The organism is Allobosea sp. BK604, from assembly GCF_004341515.1.
Taxonomy (GTDB): domain Bacteria; phylum Pseudomonadota; class Alphaproteobacteria; order Rhizobiales; family Beijerinckiaceae; genus Allobosea.
In genome coordinates, this window is record NZ_SLZF01000012.1 from 1 (window position 1) to 17093 (window position 17093).

12 protein-coding genes are annotated in these 17093 nt (G+C 66.0%); 8 read left to right on the top strand and 4 right to left on the bottom strand.

What is annotated here, in order from left to right; all coding sequences use genetic code 11:
• Nucleotides 1–177: 177 nt before the first annotated feature.
• Complete coding sequence (glgX, locus tag EV560_RS29790) at nt 178–2250, bottom strand: glycogen debranching protein GlgX (protein ID WP_131859487.1); 2073 nt, start codon at nt 2248–2250, stop codon at nt 178–180.
• 198 nt (nt 2251–2448) lie between these two features.
• Here glgX and glgA point away from each other — a divergent pair, with 198 nt between their 5' ends.
• Nucleotides 2449–3975 carry a glycogen synthase GlgA gene (glgA, locus tag EV560_RS29795; RefSeq protein WP_131859488.1) on the top strand — a complete coding sequence of 509 codons (1527 nt, stop codon included), beginning with the start codon at nt 2449–2451 and terminating at the stop codon, nt 3973–3975.
• Nucleotides 3976–4154: 179 nt separating this feature from the next.
• Here the strand turns inward: glgA and EV560_RS29800 are convergent, their stop codons facing one another.
• Nucleotides 4155–4463, bottom strand: a complete 309-nt coding sequence (locus tag EV560_RS29800) for a DUF2934 domain-containing protein (RefSeq protein ID WP_165923707.1) — start codon at nt 4461–4463, stop codon at nt 4155–4157.
• A 185-nt stretch (nt 4464–4648) separates the two neighbouring features.
• Between EV560_RS29800 and glgB the strand changes: the two genes are divergently transcribed.
• Complete coding sequence (glgB, locus tag EV560_RS29805) at nt 4649–6862, top strand: 1,4-alpha-glucan branching protein GlgB (RefSeq protein WP_131859490.1); 2214 nt, start codon at nt 4649–4651, stop codon at nt 6860–6862.
• A gap of 103 nt (nt 6863–6965) precedes the next feature.
• Nucleotides 6966–9029, top strand: coding sequence for a 4-alpha-glucanotransferase (gene malQ, locus EV560_RS29810; protein ID WP_131859491.1), 2064 nt, complete (start codon nt 6966–6968; stop codon nt 9027–9029).
• A 30-nt stretch (nt 9030–9059) separates the two neighbouring features.
• Here malQ and EV560_RS29815 read toward each other — a convergent pair whose 3' ends face one another.
• Both EV560_RS29815 and EV560_RS29820 read right to left on the bottom strand, forming a co-directional pair.
• Entirely contained in the window at nt 9060–10493 is a 1434-nt protein-coding gene (locus tag EV560_RS29815) for a DEAD/DEAH box helicase family protein (protein WP_131859492.1), read from the bottom strand.
• On the bottom strand, nt 10490–11425 hold the full coding sequence (locus tag EV560_RS29820) for a LysR family transcriptional regulator (RefSeq protein ID WP_165923708.1): 936 nt from the start codon (nt 11423–11425) through the stop codon (nt 10490–10492). The genes EV560_RS29815 and EV560_RS29820 overlap by 4 nt, the downstream gene beginning before the upstream one ends.
• A gap of 184 nt (nt 11426–11609) precedes the next feature.
• Here EV560_RS29820 and EV560_RS29825 point away from each other — a divergent pair, with 184 nt between their 5' ends.
• The 5 genes from EV560_RS29825 (at nt 11610) to EV560_RS29845 (ending at nt 17022) form a co-directional block, all read left to right on the top strand.
• Nucleotides 11610–13142: an ABC transporter substrate-binding protein gene (locus tag EV560_RS29825; RefSeq protein ID WP_131859494.1), complete on the top strand. Its 1533-nt coding sequence runs from the start codon at nt 11610–11612 to the stop codon at nt 13140–13142.
• Between the two features lie 101 nt (nt 13143–13243).
• Nucleotides 13244–14161, top strand: a complete 918-nt coding sequence (locus EV560_RS29830) for an ABC transporter permease (protein ID WP_131859495.1) — start codon at nt 13244–13246, stop codon at nt 14159–14161.
• Between the two features lies 1 nt (nt 14162).
• On the top strand, nt 14163–15059 hold the full coding sequence (locus EV560_RS29835) for an ABC transporter permease (RefSeq protein WP_131859496.1): 897 nt from the start codon (nt 14163–14165) through the stop codon (nt 15057–15059).
• A complete protein-coding gene (locus tag EV560_RS29840) occupies nt 15059–15607 on the top strand; it encodes a sugar O-acetyltransferase (RefSeq protein WP_131859497.1) in 549 nt (182 codons plus the stop codon). Before EV560_RS29835 ends, EV560_RS29840 begins: the two co-directional genes overlap by 1 nt.
• Before the next feature lie 26 nt (nt 15608–15633).
• Nucleotides 15634–17022, top strand: a complete 1389-nt coding sequence (locus EV560_RS29845) for a M20 family metallopeptidase (protein WP_131859498.1) — start codon at nt 15634–15636, stop codon at nt 17020–17022.
• Nucleotides 17023–17093 lie beyond the last annotated feature (71 nt).

Consider the following 17093-nt stretch of genomic DNA (forward strand, 5'->3'; position numbering starts at 1 on the left):
ACCATCGCCGTCATGCGAAAACTCATCGTCATCGCCAACGCCAAAATCCGCGACGCCAGACCTAAACTCCCAAATCAACAAGTGAGTTGATGACGCGGTTAGGATCTGGCTTCGCCCAACCCTTCTCCGGGAGGGTGCTCCCGCGCTTCGTCCCGAAGCACCTCCCCGCCCGCCCCCTCACATCAGCACGATCAGCGACCGTGGTGACAGCGTAAGCTCCGTCTCCGCCTTCAGCCCCTTGCGGCCTTCGTCCGAATTCGGCCCGGTCTCGGTATCGAGCACGACTGACCATGAGCCCTTCTTCACCCGCGCCGGCAGCTCGAACACCACCTCGCCGTCGAAGGCGTTGAACAGGATGAGCGCCTCGTCGCCGCCTTCCTCGACATTCGGCGCATGCATCAGCAGGCCGATGGCACGCACGCCGGGATCGTCCCAATGCTCCTCGAGCTGGTCGCCGCCGGCGGGGTTGACCCAGCGCAGCACCGTGCCGTCGCGAAAGCTGTCGCGCCGGAAGATCGCGTGCTCGGTGCGCAGATGCGCCACCCGGCGCACGAACTCCGTCAGCGCCTTGTCGCGCGGCCCGATCCTGCCCCAGTCGATCCAGCCGATCTCGTTATCCTGGCAATAGGCGTTGTTGTTGCCGCCCTGGCTATGCCCGAACTCGTCGCCGGCGAGCAGCATCGGTGCGCCATGCGAGAGCAGCAGCGTCGCCAGGAAATTGCGCTTCTGACGTTCGCGCGCGGCGATGATACCCGCATCCTCGCTCGGTCCCTCCACCCCGAAATTGAACGAGAGGTTGTGGCCGTGGCCGTCCCTGTTGTCCTCGCCATTCGCCTCGTTGTGCTTGTCGTTGTAGGAGACGAGATCATTGAGCGTGAAGCCGTCATGGGCGGTGACGAAATTGACGCTCGACCAGGGCCGCCGCCCGTATTCGTCGTAGATGTCGCCCGAGCCGGTCACCCGCGCCGCGAGGTCCCGGATAATGCCCTCCTCGCCCTTCCAATAGGCGCGAATCGTATCGCGATACTTGTCGTTCCATTCTGACCAGCCGGGCGGGAATCCGCCGACCTGATAGCCGCCCGGGCCGATATCCCAGGGCTCGCCGATCAGCTTGACCCGGCGCAGCACCGGATCCTGCCCCATGGCGTCGAAGAAGCCGCTGCGCGGATCGAACCCCTCCGGCTCGCGCCCGAGGATCGTGCCGAGGTCGAAGCGGAACCCGTCCACTTCCATCACCTCGACCCAGTAGCGCAGCGAATCCAGCACCATCTGCAGCACGCGCGGATGGCTGGTATTCACCGTGTTTCCGGTGCCGGTATCGTTGACATAGTAGCGCGGCTTGCCCGCGATCGTCCGGTAGTAGGCGTAGTTGTCGATGCCCTTGAAGCTGAGCGTCGGGCCGAGCTCGTTACCCTCGGCAGTGTGGTTGTAGACGACGTCGAGGATGACCTCGAGCCCGGCCTCGTGGAAGCGCCTGACCATGTCCCGGAAGGAGGCGAGGCCGGCCTGCCCCTCATAGCGCAGTTCCGGCGCGAAGAAGCCGATGCTGTTATAGCCCCAATGATTGCGCAGGCCCCTGGCGACGAGGTGATGATCGTCGGCGAAGGCATGCACCGGCAGAAGCTCGACCGAGGTCACGCCGAGGCTCCTGATGTAATCGACCACCGCCTGCTCGCCGAGACCGTCGAACGTGCCGCGCTTCGCTTCGGGAATGGCGGGATGCAGCTTGGTGTAGCCGCGCACATGCGTCTCGTAGAAGATCGCCTTGTCCCAGGCGATGGCCGGCCTCGAAGGCGCCTTCGGATCGGCCTTGAAATCGCAGACCACGCATTTCGGCATGAAGGGCGCGCTGTCGCTCTTGCTGAAGGTCAGATCGCGCTCCGCCTTGGCTGCGGCATCATAGCCGTAATGCGCCGCGTCCCAGGCGATATCCCCAGCATATTGCCGCGCATAGGGGTCCAGCAGCAGCTTGTTGGGATTGAAACGGTGTCCCTCCTCCGGCGCGTAGCGGCCATGGACGCGGTAGCCATAGCGCTGTCCGGGCTTCACACCCGGCAGGTATCCGTGCCAGATTTCATTCGTGTATTCGGGCAAGCTGAGCCGGGTGATCTCATGCGCGCCGCTCTCGTCGAACAGGCACAACTCGACACGCTCGGCCGCGACCGAGAACAGGGCGAAATTCGTGCCCTCGCCGTCGAAAACAGCCCCGAGATCGGCCGCCTGCCCGGCCTCGATCGTAAATTTCACCATCCCCAGCCCTTCTCCAGGACAGGCGCTCCGGGATCGCGAAAACCGCCGTCCAACTGTCGCCTTGCCGCGCTAGGGAACGCCCGGCGGACTGGGCGGTTCCGGAGCTCGGCCTGGAACTTGCATGATTATTTTGCGCTGCAACATGGAACCTTAATCTTTATGGGCTGTTCTCAGGCCAGCTAGAGCGGGAAGGCAATGATGGCCGAAACGTTGGTGCAATTTGAACCTGTCCCCGCGACGTCCGGCCATGCCTTGACCTATGCTGCTGTCGTAAAGGAAGGCGCGCCGGAGATCGGCGCGGCGCTCCCGGCCACGACCAGGCTGCTCTTCGTCACCTCGGAAATGGGGGATTTCATCAAGGCCGGCGGGCTGGGCGAGGTCTCATCGGCCCTGCCCCGGCAATTGCGCCAGCTCTGCGATGTCCGCGTCCTCATCCCGGGCTTCCGCCAGGTGCGCGCCGCGCGGCCGAACATGGACATCGTCAGCACCATGCCGCGCACTGCGAGCCTGCCGCCATGGTCGCTCGGGCGCTTCAGCACGGCTGACGGGCTGACCATCTACGCGTTGCTCTGCGACGAGCTCTACGATCGCGAAGGCTCGCCCTACGGCCCCTATTCGGGCGGCGACTTCCCCGACAACGACATCCGCTTCGCCCGGCTCTCGCTCGCGGCGGCCGAGCTCGCCGCTGGCGAGGCCGATCCGAACTGGAAGCCGGATATCCTCCATGTCAACGACTGGCCCTCGGCGCTGGCGCCCGGCTATCTGCGCTGGAAGGGGCTGACCACTCCCTCGATCCTGACCATCCACAACCTGGCTTATCAGGGCCTCTACCAGCCGGCGCGGCTGGCGCCGCTCGGCATTCCCGACCTCGCCTTCTCGGTCAACGGCACCGAGTTCCACGGCAAAATCTCCTTCCTCAAGACCGGGATCTTCTATGGCTCGCATGTCACCACGGTGAGCGAGACCTATGCGCACGAGATCACCACGGCCGAGCATGGCTGCGGCCTCGAAGGCCTGCTCAAGACCCGGATGGACGAAGGCCGCCTGACCGGCATCGTCAACGGCATCGACGACAGCTGGAACGCGCTGATCACCGGCGAGAATCTCGACTCGCGCCGGGTCCGGCAATGGAAGCAGCAGAACGCGGCCGATATCCGCAAGACGTTCGATCTGCCGACGTCGAATGGCCCGCTCTTCTCGATCATCTCCCGGCTCGTCCATCAGAAGGGCATCGACCTTTCGATCGAGGCGGCGGAGACCATCGTCGGCAATGGCGGCCAGCTCGTCGTCACCGGGCGCGGCGAGCCGCGGCTCGAGGATGCGATCGAGCGCCTGGCCCGACGCCATCCGCGCGCGGTCGCCGCCCGCATCGGCTTCGACGATGCCGAGGCGCGCCGGCTCTTCGCTGCCAGCGATTTCCTGCTGATGCCGTCGCGCTTCGAGCCTTGCGGCCTGAGCCAGATGTACGCGCAGCGCTCCGGCGCCCTGCCGATCGCCTATCGCACCGGCGGGCTGGTCGACACGATCGAGGATGGCCGCTCAGGCTTCCTGTTCTCGACGCTGACCAGCGCCGGCTTGACCTCGGCGGTCTCTCGCGCCATCGAGGCCTTCCGCTCCAAGCGGATGTTCCGCACCATGCGCGAGCACGCCATGGCCAAGCGCTTCGATTGGAGCCGGCCGAGCCACCGCTATGCCGATGTCTATGCGAGGGCGCTGGCAGCTTGATCTGTCGTCAACGCACTCCGGCGGCCTGCTTGGCCGCCGCCCGGGCCCAAAGCCTCGATCTCGAGGAGACGACGCGCACTAGCGCCCCGAACCCTGCTTCAGGAGGCGGCGAAACCACTTGGAGCACGCTTCGAGACGCGCCGATAGCGCTTCTTGAAGTGAGCGGTGAGAAGAGGACCTCAGGCCTTTTTCTTCAGCGTCTTGCCCGAGTCGACCTTGGCCTTGGTCGGGGCCTTTTTGGTCGCCGCAGCTTTCGCGGGCGGCTTTGCCGCAAGCTCCTTGGAGACGTCCAGCGCCTGGCCCTTGGCCGGAGTCGTTGCCTTGGCTTTGGCCTTTGCAGGGCTCGCGGCCTTCGAATTGCCCGTGGTCAGGCTGGCGGCGACGCGCGCCTCGGCCTGGCGCCAATGATCCTCCGCCCGACCGTCGGGCTTGCCCTCGGCCTCCCAGATCGCATAGGCCGTATCTTTGACGATCTGTTCGCGGCTCATCGGCAGTCTCCCTGTTGCGGAGCAAAAACCCGGTGGGACAACGGCAGCGGCGAAGCTTGGTTCCATTCGCGCGGCGCTGATAAAACGGGCGTCCGGGGAGCGGAACGGGCAATACCGCTATTGCGTTGCATCATAAGTGATTCCGCGCCTCCAGCGGAATCGTTTTCTCGTCCAGGCGGCGCTTTATGACGCATCAGGTCCAGCTCAATTTTCCCAGCTTGCCGGCGCAGGACCTGCTGCTGCTCGAGGAAGGGCGTCACCCCGACCCTTTTTCTGTCTTGGGTCGGCATGTCGTCGATGGCGTCCAGATCGTGCGTGCCTTCCTGCCGGGCGCGCCCTATGTCGAGATCACCAGCGGCGCGGGCGAGCAGCGCCGGACGATCGCGATGACCGGCAACGGCAGCGGCCTGTTCGAGGCGCCGTTCCCGCATGACGAACTCTATCGCCTGCGCGTCGCCTGGCCGATTGGCCTGAGCGAGCATGCCGACCCCTATAGTTTCGGGCTGCTGCTCTCCGAAGAAGACATCTATCTCTTTGCCGAAGGCCGGCATTTCGATCTCTCGACCCGATTCGGCGCCAATCCGCGCGATTTCGGCGGCACGAAAGGCGTTCTCTTCTCCGTCTGGGCTCCCAATGCCGGCAGCGTCTCGGTGGTCGGAGACTTCAACGGCTGGGACCCGCGCCGCACCCCGATGCGCCGGCGGCTCGGGCCGGGCGTCTGGGAACTTTTCGTCCCCGATATCGGCGTCGGCACCACCTATAAGTTCGCGATCACGACGCCCTCCGGCGAACGCCTGCCCTGGAAGGCGGACCCACTTGCGCGTCGCACCGAGGAACCGCCGCGGACCGCTTCGGTCGTTGCCGAGTCGCCCGACTTCGATTGGAGCGATGCCGACTGGCTGGCAAAGCGCGCCAGGCGTCACCCGGTTTCCGAGCCGCTTTCCATCTATGAGGTCCATGTCGGCGCCTGGCTGCGCATGGAATGGGGCCAGATGGGCTCCTGGGACGAGGCTTCCGACCGGCTCGTCTCCTATGTCCAGCACATAGGCTTCACCCATATCGAGCTGCTGCCCATCACCGAGCATCCGTTCGGCGGCTCCTGGGGCTACCAGCCGCTCGGCATGTTCGCGCCGACGGCGCGGCTTGGGCCGCCCGAGGCTTTCGCCCGCTTCGTCGATCGCTGCCACGCCGCCGGCATCGGCGTCATCCTCGACTGGGTGCCAGCACATTTCCCCTCGGACGAGCACGGGCTCGTGCGCTTCGACGGCACGGCCCTCTACGAACACGAGGACCCGCGCGAGGGCTTTCACCGCGACTGGAACACGCTGATCTACAATGTCGGACGGCGCGAGGTCCGCGGCTTCCTGCTCTCATCGGCGCTCTGGTGGATCGAGACCTTCCATCTCGACGGTCTGCGCGTCGATGCCGTCGCCTCGATGCTCTACCGCGACTATAGCCGCCTGCCCGGCGAATGGGTGCCGAACCAGTTCGGCGGCCGCGAGAACCTGGAGGCGATCTCCTTCTTCCAGGAGCTCAACACGCTCATCGGCGAGCGCGGCCGCGGCGCCATCACCATCGCCGAGGAATCGACCGCCTGGCCCGGCGTCACCACGCCGGTGAACCATGGCGGGCTGGGCTTCTACTTCAAATGGAACATGGGCTGGATGCACGACACGCTGCGCTTCTTCGCGCGCGATCCGATCCATCGCGGCCATCACGGCGACGACGTGACCTTCGGCCTGATCTACGCCTTCTCCGAGAATTTCGTGCTGCCGATCTCGCATGACGAGGTCGTGCACGGAAAGGGTTCGCTGATCGCCCGCATGCCGGGCGACGACTGGCAGCGCTTCGCCAATCTGCGCCTATGCCTCGCGCTGATGTGGGCGCATCCCGGCAAGAAGCTGCTCTTCATGGGCTGCGAGTTCGGCCAGGAGGAGGAGTGGAATGTCGACGCCCCATTCCCCTGGCCGCATCCCGGAGAGGAACGCCGACAGGGCGTCTCGCACCTCGTCCGCGATCTCAACGCGCTCTATCGGGCGACGCCGGCGCTCTACAGGCTCGACCGCTCGCCGCAGGGCTTCGCTTGGGTTGTCGGCGACGACAGCGTCAATTCCGTCTTCGCCTTCCGCCGCTCCGGCGGCAAGCCGGGCGACGACCTGCTCGTCATCGCCAACATGACGCCCGTGCCGCGCCACGATTACCGCATCGGCGCGCCGCATCCCGGCTTCTGGCGCGAGCGCATGAACAGCGATGGCAGCGCCTATGGCGGCTCCGGCATGGGCAATCTCGGCGGGGTGTCGAGCGAGCCCATCGAGGCTCATGGCGAAAAGCAGAGTCTGCTGCTGACCTTGCCGCCGCTTAGCCTGCTCATACTCGAACGCGACATGCAGGCGCGCTAAGACAGCATGACGATCACAGCTCTCATCCTTCGAGACGCCGCTGCGCAGCTCCTCAAGATGAGGGCTGCGGAATTCGCCCCCATTGCTCGAACAGAGGCCGGCCATGAGCGACGAAACCTTGCGCGTGCTCGCGTCGAAAGCCGGCATCTCCACGCATTGGACTGATCAGAAGGGCGAGGATCGCGAGGTCTCGCCCGAAAGCCTGCGCGCCATCCTCGCGGCCTTCGGCCTGCCGGCCGATAGCGACGACACGCTGCGCAACTCGCTCTCTGTGATCGAAGGTGGCATCGGCCTTGCCGGCGCGGTGAGTTTCGCGACCGCCCGCACCGGTCAGCCGGTGACCTTGCCGCTGGCGATCGGCGCCGGCACCAAGATCGAGATCACGCTCGAAAGCGGCAACCGCCATATCGTCTCGGCACAGGAAGGCTTCGAGGGCGCGCTCACGCTGCCGCCTTTCGCCGAGCCGGGCTATCATACCGTCCACACGCCGGCGGGCGACATCACCGTCGCGACCGCGCCGGGCCGTTGCGTCACCTTCGCCGACCTGAGCGGTGGTCATACGGGCTGGGGCCTCGCCGCCCAGCTCTATTCCTTGCGCAGTGCGGAGGATGGCGGCATCGGCAATCTCGGCGGCGCGGCCGAACTCGGCCGCAAGGCTGCGGCCCTTGGTGCCGACGCGCTGGCGATCAGCCCGGTCCACGCGCTCTATGCCGCCGACCCGAGCCGTTTCAGCCCCTATTCGCCCTCGACCCGCCTCTTCTACAACCCGCTCCATGCCGACCCGGCTGCGGCGCTGCCTGAGGCTCTGATCCGCGAGGTCATCGCCAAGCAGGGCCTGGCCGAGGAAATGACGCGGCTCTCCGCCATGCCCCAGGTCGATTGGCCGGCGGCGACGCCACTGCGCTGGGCACTGCTGCGCGCGCTCTTCGCCGCGATGACGAGCCCCGCGCAGAAGGACGCGCCCTTCCGCGCCGATTTCGAGCAGTACCGCGCCAGTGCCTCCTCGCTACTGCGCGGCCACGCCACTTTCGAGGCGCTGCAGGCCGCCGAACTCGCACGCGATCCCTTGGCCTGGAGCTGGCGGGCCTGGCAGGACGCCTATCGCGACCCCGACTCTCCGGAGGTCGCCGCCTTCGCCGCCGAGCATGCCGCCGAGATCGATTTCCAGATCTTCCTGCAATGGCTGACCGGCCGCTCCTATGGCGCGGCCCAGCAGGTCTGCCGGGAGGCAGGCATGAAGGTCGGCCTCATCGCCGATCTCGCCATCGGCATGGACGCCGCCGGCAGCCATGCCTGGAGCCGGCAGGACGAGGTGCTCGGCGGGCTCAGCATCGGCGCGCCGCCCGACTATTACGCCGCCGAAGGCCAGGACTGGGGCCTGACCACCTTCTCGCCGCGCGGCCTCGCAGCCTCCGGCTATGCCCCCTTCATCGAGACCTTGCGCGCGAGCCTGCGCCATGTCGGCGGCATCCGCATCGACCATGTCATGGGCATGAGCCGGCTCTGGCTGGTGCCACAGGGCGCGAAGGCGATCGAGGGCGCCTATGTCGCCTTCCCCTCCGAGACGCTGTTCCGGCTGATCGCGCTCGAATCCTGGCGCCATAAGGCGATCGTCATTGGCGAGGATCTCGGCACCTTGCCCTATGGCTTCCGCGATTATTTGCGCGAGCAGGGTGTCGCCGGCCTGCGCGTGCTGCGCTTCGAGAAGACCGAGCACAGCTATGTACCGCCGCAGGAATGGGATGCCGGCGCCGTGGCGCTGACCACGACCCACGACCTGCCGCCGACCGCCGGCTGGTGGGCCGGATGCGACCTCAGTCCGAGTGACGACGGCATCGACCATCAGGGCCTCCGCGCCTGGGATCGCGGTGTACTCTGGGGCGCCTTCCAGAATGCCGGGTTGGTCCATGGCGAACGTCCGGCGCCTGAGGATACCGATCCGGTCGTCGACGCTGCGATCCGCTATGTCGCTGCGACGCCCTGCACGCTGAAGATGCTCCCGATCGAGGACGCGCTCGGCATCCGTACCCAGCCGAACGTGCCGGGCACGACGGTGGAGAAGCCGAACTGGCGGCATCGGTTGCAGGGGGACGCGGGGGCGCTGCTGGACGATCCGACGGTGCGGGTGCGGCTTCGCCACCTCGGCCCGACGCGAGAGACGAGCTGACGGAACCGACGGGAGGCGGCTGAACGCGATCTATGCCGCCGCCCGCGTCTCCACGGCCTCGGCGATCGCCTCCAGCATCTGCGTGTCGTCGCCGGCCATGCCGTCCATCGCCGCCATCCGGCCGATCACGGTCGCGGCCACCGCCTCCTCCACCGTGTCCTCGGCATAGGCGTAGAAGATCGTCGCGTGCTGGCCGTCGCGATGGCAACGCCCCTCGATCTGCTGGAGCTGGATCGCGCTGTGGCGCATGTCGTGGATCACCAGCGAGCGCTCGCGCTCGCCACCCGGCATCTCGCCGCGATGCAGCGAGATCGATTCCGTCACCGTGAAGATCACCGCGTCGAGTTTGCCGGTCTGGAAGGCGATGCGGGTCTCCTCGTTGGCGATACCGGAATATTCGCCATTGATCTCGCCGACCCGCCAGCCGCGCCCGCGCAACGTCTCCGCCAGCATCGCGCTGGTCTCCAGGAAGGCGACCGAGATCGCCACCTGCTCGTCATTCCCCAGCAGGTCCTCGGCGAAATCGCTGGTGCCGGCGATGCGCAACAGGCTCGCCTTTTGACGAAAGCGCAGATCGGCAGCCCAGCCGGCGGGCTTGCGCGTCGAGCCGCCAGCCAATCCCAGCTCACGCCGGAACTCGCGCCAGGTCGCCTCGTAGAGCCGGCGCGCCGGGCTATCCAGCGCGATCGGCGCGAGTTCGCGCTGCACCTCCGGCCAGCCGGCGATCTCCTCCGGCCGCCGTCGCAGGCCGATGGCATTCTTGCCCTTGTAGAGCAGGTCCGACATGATCTTTCGGTCCTGCTCGTTCGGCTCCCAGCTCCAGTTCTTCCAGCGCCCCTTGGCCTTGCCGATTTTCAGCCGCTTCATCATGGCTCGGAAGCCATCGAGATCCTCGCTCGGAGCGCCCGCCGCCCGCGCCAGCAGCGGCCCGAGATAGGACAGCTCATGCGGCGACTGCCCGGCGGTCGCACTCATATAGATCGTGAAATTGGCCGCCGCAGCCATTTGCCGGCAAACCAGCCCCTGCTGCGCATTGGGATTGCGGATGCGATGCGCCTCGTCGATCACCACGATCGGCCAGATGCGCTTTGGCGTGCCGTGCTTGGCCAGCTCGTTGTTCTTCGCCCGCGTCGAACGCTTCTTGCTCTCCGCCGGCGGCGCCAGCAGCGACTTGGTCCGCTCGAAATTCATCAGGGTCACGCGCTTCGGCTTCAGGCCGGAGAGCGCCATGGTCCGCCGCCATTGCGGGATCGCGCCCTTCGGGCAAATCACCAGCACCTCCTCCTCCGGCATTGCCGCGATGGCGAGCCAGGCCGAAAGCGTCTTGCCGAGCCCGGTCAGGTCGCCGAGCAGGAAACCCGGCGCCCCCTTCTCCCGTGCCGCGAGGATCGCATCGCGCGCCGTGAGCTGGTGCGGATGCGGCACCATGATGGCGCCGCCGTGCCAGGTCTCGCCCTTGCTCATGCCCGGACGGTCCGCGCCGGGGCTATCGGCCTGCGAGTCGTTGCCGCCACCGTGTCGAAGCCCTCGAGCTGCCGCGACAAAGCCGCGATGAAATTCGTCACCAGCCGCGGCAGCACGCGCCCGGACATGGTTTGCACTTGCAGGCTGCGCGAGGGCATATCGGCCTCTTTCAGCGGCAGCGCGACGATGCTGCCATTGCGCACCAGCGCGCCGAATGAGATCGCGCTCGCGAACATCACGGCGCCGCCGAGCTCGCAGAAATGCTGCAGGCTGGTGACGTTGGTCGAGACCAGCACCGGTTCCAGCGGCAACCCGCGTCCCGAGCAGTAGATGTTCATGATCTTGGTTACGGTCGCCTCGCCGTCGAGAGCACAGATCGGGTGGGCGAAGATATCCTGGATCTGGATATCCTCATGCGCCAGCAGCGGATGCCCGCGCGCCACGAAAGCATAGGTCGGGATCGTCTGCTGCCAGTTGATGGTGACGCCGCGATCGGCCTGGAGCGAGAAGGTCGCGCCGATATCGATCGTGCCGTTGCGGACATTCTCGGTCACCACCTGCGGCGACATCACCTTGAGATCGAATGCCGCCTCGGGATGGAGCTGCCGGAAGCCGTGGATCACCTCCGGCATCAGGCTGACCGCGAAGCCCTCGGTGACGCCGAGCCGGATCAGCCCCTTCCCTGAACTGTTGAGCTCGCGGATCTCGCTGACGATCTGGTCGCTTTCGAGCGCGACGCGCTGGGCATAGGCCGCCAGGGTCAGCCCGGCCTGGGTCAACACCATGCCACGCGGCCGGCGCTCGAACAGCGGCGCGTCGAGCTCCTTCTCGAGATTTGCGATCTGACGGCTGACGGCCGAGGCCGCGACTCGCAGTCGCTGTGCGGCCGCGCTGACCGAGCCGGTCCGCGCCACCTCCAAAAAATATCGCAAGCCCGAGCTCTGCATCCTGGCATGCCTGTAGCGATGCTTTGCCGATACGGCAATGATCCGTTCGATTCATTCTTATGGCGGCAAACGGATTCCTTCGTCAGATTTCGCGCCGGCATACTGAGTGCAGCCGGCGCAGGCGCCGTGCCGCTCCATGCCGGAAAAGCGATAACGCTGGGGAACGAGAATGAGCGTGATGAACAAGGCTTTCGCATTGCTGCTGGCGACGAGCGCCATGACGGCCACGGCAATCACCACTCCGGCGCTCGCGCAGAAGGCGGCCAACACCGTCCGCTTCGCCTATGACCAGGCTCCCGAAAGCGTCGATCCCTTCTTCAACAATGTCCGCATCGGCGTGATCATCGGCGCCAATGTCTGGGACACGCTGGTCTACCGTGACCCCGACACCAACGAGTACAAGGGCCAGCTCGCCAAGAGCTGGAAGCAGGTCGACGACAAGACCATCGAGTTCGAGCTGCGCCAGGGCGTCAAGTTCCACAACGGCGAGGAATTCGACGCCGACGACGTCGTCTACACCCTGAACTTCATCTCCAAGCCTGAGAACAAGGTCGTCACCCAAGGCAACGTCAACTGGATCGACAAGGCCGAGAAGGTCGATAAGTACAAGGTCCGGGTCGTCACCAAGGAGATCTTCCCGGCCGCGATCGAGTATCTCGCCGGCCCGGTCGTGATCCATCCCAACGAGTATTACGAGAAGGTCGGCCCCAAGGGCCAGAACGAGAAGCCGGTCGGTTCCGGCCCCTACAAGGTCTCGGCCTATGTCCCGGGCAAGTCGATCACGCTCGAGCTGAACAAGGACTATTTCAAGGATTCGCCCAAGCCGCAGCCGAAGATCGGTAAGGTCGAGATCCGCTTCATCCCGGACCGCCAGACCCAGATGGCCGAGGTGCTTTCGGGCGGCACCGACCTGATCATGAGCGTTCCGAAGGATCAGGCCGAGCAGCTCAAGACCGTGCCGATGCTGCAGGTCGTCTCCGGCGAGACGATGCGCATCGTCTTCATGCAGATGAACATCCTCGACAACACGCCGGCTCCGGCCCTCAAGGATGAGCGCGTCCGCAAGGCGATCAACCACGCCATCGACCGCGAGGCGATGGTCAAGAACATCGTCGGCGACGGCTCGCGCGTCATCAACACCATCTGCTTCCACTCGCAGTTCGGCTGCACCGAGGAAGGCGCGACGAAGTACAATTACGACCCGGCCAAGGCCAAGGCGCTGCTGGCGGAAGCCGGCTTCCCCAACGGCCTGACCATGGACATCGTCGGTTATCGCGAGCGCAACCAGACCGAGGCGCTGATCGGCTATCTCCAGGCCGTCGGCATCAAGACCAACCTGCGCTTCCTGCAATATGCCGCGATGCGCGAGCTGATCACCACCAACAAGGCGATGCTGACGCACCAGACCTGGGGCTCCTTCTCGGTCAACGACGTCTCGGCCAATACGCCGAACTATTTTGCCTTCAGGGCCGAGGATTTGACCCGCGACCCGCAGGTCCGCGACCTGCTCGAGAAGGGCAATAATTCGGTGCAGCCGGAGGCCCGCAAGGCCGCCTACAAGGACGCGCTGAAGATCATCGCCGACAAGGCCTATGCGGTGCCGCTCTACTCGCTGCCGGCGTATTACGTCGCCAGCAAGGATCTCGACTTCAAGGCTTATCCCGACGAGATGGTCCGCTTCTGGGCGATGAGCTGGAAATAAGTCCCGCGCTCTGGGAGCGCCGTCATCCCGGCCGTGCCTGCCGCCGGCCGGGATGACCCATCGGGGGCCTTCAAGCCTCGCGAACAGTCTGGAACGATCATTTGCTCGGCTTCATCCTCAAGCGCCTTGGCCTTGCGCTTCTCGTCGCGCTGGCCGTCTCGGCCATCGCCTTCTTCCTGCTCAGGCTCTCGGGCGATATCGCCGTGGCGATCGCCGGCGAAGGCGCGCAGCAGGCCGATCTCGAACTGGTGCGCAAGACCTATGGGCTCGACCGCCCGGTCGTCGTGCAATATCTCGACTGGCTGCTGAAGACGCTCTCCGGCGATTTCGGCACCTCGATCTATTTCAAGACGAGCGTCGCCTCGCTCGTCTTCGACAAGATGCCGGTGACGCTGATCCTCGGCCTGACCTCGCTCGGTTTCGCGCTGCTGATCTCGATCCCGCTCGGCGTGCTCGCCGCGATCTATTCCAACACCTGGATCGACCGGGCCGCGCTCGCCATTGCCGTCTTCGGCCAGGCCATGCCGAATTTCTTCTTCGCGCTGATCCTGGTGATGCTGTTCTCGATCACCTTGCGCTGGCTGCCGGTCTCCGGCTCGCAGACCTGGGCGCATTACGTGATGCCGACCATCGCGCTCGGCTATTACGTCGCACCCGCCTTCATGCGGCTGATCCGCGCCGGCATGATCGAGGTGCTCCAGGCCGATTACATCCGCACCGCCCGCGCCAAGGGGCTCCCGCCCTATGCCGTCGTCATCACCCATGCGCTGCGGAATGCGGCGGTGCCGGTCGTGGCGCTGACGGCGGTTCAGCTCGGCTTCCTGCTCGGCGGCTCGGTCGTGATCGAGACCATCTTCGCGCTCGATGGGCTGGGCTACCTCGCCTATCAGAGCATCACCTACAAGGATTTCCCGGTCATGCAGGTGGTCGTGCTGCTGCTCTCGGTGGTCTATGTGCTGCTGACGCTCGCCGCCGACATCGCCAATGCCTGGCTCGATCCCCGCATCCGGGTCGAATGAGATGACCGACGCCACTCCACTTTCGATCCACGCGACTGAAGCCACCGGCGGCCGCAAGCTGCTGCGCAAGGCTCTCGCCCAGAAATCCTTCGTGCTCGGCTTCGGCCTGCTGCTCCTGTTCGTGCTGATCGCGCTGCTCGCCCCGGTGCTGGCCCCGCACGATCCCTATCTGCAGAACCTGACGGCGCGCACCATCCCGCCCTTCTGGTACGAGAAGGGCAACTGGGTCCATCCGCTCGGCACCGACCAGCTCGGCCGCGACTATCTCTCGCGCCTGCTCTATGGCGCGCGCATCTCGCTGATCATCGGCTTCAGCGTCGTTGCGATCGCCGGCGTGATCGGCACGACGATGGGCCTGCTCGCCGGCTTTTTCGGCGGCCGTATCGACATGGCCATGACCTTCCTGGTCACGACCCGCCTCGCCATGCCGGTGATCCTCGTCGCGCTCGCCGTCGTCGCCATCGTCGGCTCCTCGCTTTGGATCGTCATCCTCGTGCTCGGCCTGCTGAAATGGGACCGTTTCGCCGTGGTGATGCGCAGCGCCACCCAGCAGGTCCGCTCGCTCGACTATATCACCGCCGCGCAGGCGGCCGGAGCCACCACGACCCGTATCATCCTGCGCGAGGTCCTGCCCAATATCGCCCCGCAGCTCATCGTCGTCGCGACGCTGGAAGCCGCGAGCGCGATCCTGCTCGAGGCGGCGCTGTCCTTCCTCGGCCTCGGCGTGCAGCCGCCTTTGCCCTCCTGGGGCCTGATGGTCTCGGAGGCGAAGGCCTATATGTTCTTCTCCTTCTGGCTGATCGCCCTGCCCGGCACCGCGCTGGCACTGCTGATCTTCGCGATCAACCTCGCCGGAGATGGCCTCCGCGACGTGATCTCGCCGGAGAAGCGCGGCTGATGCGCAGCGAAAAGGACAAGATGCTGGCCGGGGGACTCTACGATGCCTCGGATGCCGAGCTTCAGGCCGATGCCGCGGCTGCGGCCGCCTGGATGGCGCGCTACAACGCGACGCTGGCCATGCCGGCGGAGGAACGGCATGCGTTGCTTGCCGAGCGCTTCGCGGCGGCGGGACCGGGCTGCGTCATCCGCCCGCCTTTCCACTGCGACTACGGCTTCAATATCAGCCTCGGCACCGGCGTCTTCCTCAACTTCAACTGCGTGATCCTCGACGTCGTCGCGGTCACGATCGGCGACAAGACGCAGATCGGCCCGGGCGTGCAGATCCTGACCGCGGACCATCCCCGCGATGCGGCGGAGCGTCGGTCCGGGCTCGAATTCGGCCGCCCCGTCACCATCGGCCGCAATGTCTGGATCGGCGGCGGAGCGCTGATCCTGCCGGGCGTACGGATCGGCGACGACGCGATCATCGGCGCCGGCAGCGTCGTCACGCGCGACGTGCCCGCCGGCGCGACCGCCCTCGGCAATCCCGCCCGCCCGCGGGCCTGATCGATTTCAAGCGAACGGAGACCACCATGACCCGGGCCCAGGCCATCGCCCATGCGCAAGACTATTTCGACTCCGGCTCGTTCAAGAGCGACCTGACGCGCCTCGTCGCCATGCCGACCGAGAGCCAGAACCCCGAGCGCGCCCCGGTCCTCACGGAATATCTCGAACAGGAGATGCAGCCGCTGCTCGAATCGCTCGGTTTCAGCTGCCGGACGCTGAACCATCCCAAGGCCAAGGGCCCCTTCCTCTTCGCAGAGCGTATCGAGGACCCGAGCCTGCCGACCATCTTCGGCTACGGCCATGGCGACGTTATTCGCGGCCTCGACGCGCAGTGGAGCGAGGGCCTCTCGCCCTGGACCCTGACCGAGCGCGGCGACCGATGGTACGGCCGCGGCGTCGTCGACAACAAGGGCCAGCACGTCATCAACATCAACGCGCTGAAGGCCGTACTGGCGACGCGCGGCAAGCTCGGCTTCAACGCCAAATACCTGATCGAGATGGGCGAGGAATGCGGCTCCCCCGGCCTGCGCGAGCTGTGCACCGAGCAGAAGGAGCTGTTCAAGTCGGATATCCTGATCGCCTCCGACGGGCCGCGCCTCAATGCCGAGCGCCCGACCATCTTCCTTGGCGCCCGCGGCGGCGTCACCTTCGACCTTTCGATCAACGCCCGTGAGGGCGGTCACCATTCCGGCAACTGGGGCGGCATCCTTTCCGATCCAGCGGTTCAGCTCGCCCATGCCATCGCCTCGATCACCTCGCCGACCGGCCAGATCCGCATCCATGAATGGGTGCCGAAGGAGTTGCCCGCTGCGGTGCGCAAGGCGCTGGCCGATTGCGAGATCGACGGTGGCCCGAACGGGCCGGTGATCGATCCCAACTGGGGCGAGCCCGGCCTGTCACCGGCCGAGCAGGTCTTCGGCTGGTGCTCCTTCGACGTGCTCGCCATGAAGTCGGGCGTGCCCGAGACGCCGGTCAACGCGGTGCCGCCGAGCGCCTGGGCCCGCTGCGCCCTGCGCTTCGTCGTCGGCATCGACCCGACCGATGTCGTCCCGGCGCTGCGCCGCCACCTCAAGCGCCATGGCTTCGACATGGTCGAGGTCGCGCTGGCGCGCGACGAGATCTTCAACGCGACGCGGCTCGACCCCGAGGATGCCTGGGTGCACTGGGCGCTCGACTCGGTCGCCACGAGCACCAACAAGAAGCCGGCGCTGCTGCCCAATCTCGGCGGCGGCCTCCCCAACGATATCTTCTCCGAAATCGTCGGCATGCGCACGATCTGGGTGCCGCATTCCTACCCGGGCTGCTCGCAGCACGCCCCGAACGAGCATCTGCCGGTCGCCATCGCCCGCGAGGGACTGACGATCATGGCCGGGCTCTATTGGGATCTGGGCGAGGACAACATTCCGGCGCTTTGAGCCGAAAGCACGACGTCATGCTCGCCCTTGTTGCGAGCATGACCTCTTGAACACCGCGCTTGCTCAAGGAA

Coding starts and splice junctions, on each gene's coding strand:
- glgX (WP_131859487.1), bottom strand. CDS start 2,250: ATGGTGAAATTTACGATCGAGGCCGGGCAGGCGGCCGATCTCGGGGCT.
- glgA (WP_131859488.1), top strand. CDS start 2,449: ATGGCCGAAACGTTGGTGCAATTTGAACCTGTCCCCGCGACGTCCGGC.
- EV560_RS29800 (WP_165923707.1), bottom strand. CDS start 4,463: ATGAGCCGCGAACAGATCGTCAAAGATACGGCCTATGCGATCTGGGAG.
- glgB (WP_131859490.1), top strand. CDS start 4,649: ATGACGCATCAGGTCCAGCTCAATTTTCCCAGCTTGCCGGCGCAGGAC.
- malQ (WP_131859491.1), top strand. CDS start 6,966: ATGAGCGACGAAACCTTGCGCGTGCTCGCGTCGAAAGCCGGCATCTCC.
- EV560_RS29815 (WP_131859492.1), bottom strand. CDS start 10,493: ATGAGCAAGGGCGAGACCTGGCACGGCGGCGCCATCATGGTGCCGCAT.
- EV560_RS29825 (WP_131859494.1), top strand. CDS start 11,610: ATGAGCGTGATGAACAAGGCTTTCGCATTGCTGCTGGCGACGAGCGCC.
- EV560_RS29835 (WP_131859496.1), top strand. CDS start 14,163: ATGACCGACGCCACTCCACTTTCGATCCACGCGACTGAAGCCACCGGC.
- EV560_RS29840 (WP_131859497.1), top strand. CDS start 15,059: ATGCGCAGCGAAAAGGACAAGATGCTGGCCGGGGGACTCTACGATGCC.
- EV560_RS29845 (WP_131859498.1), top strand. CDS start 15,634: ATGACCCGGGCCCAGGCCATCGCCCATGCGCAAGACTATTTCGACTCC.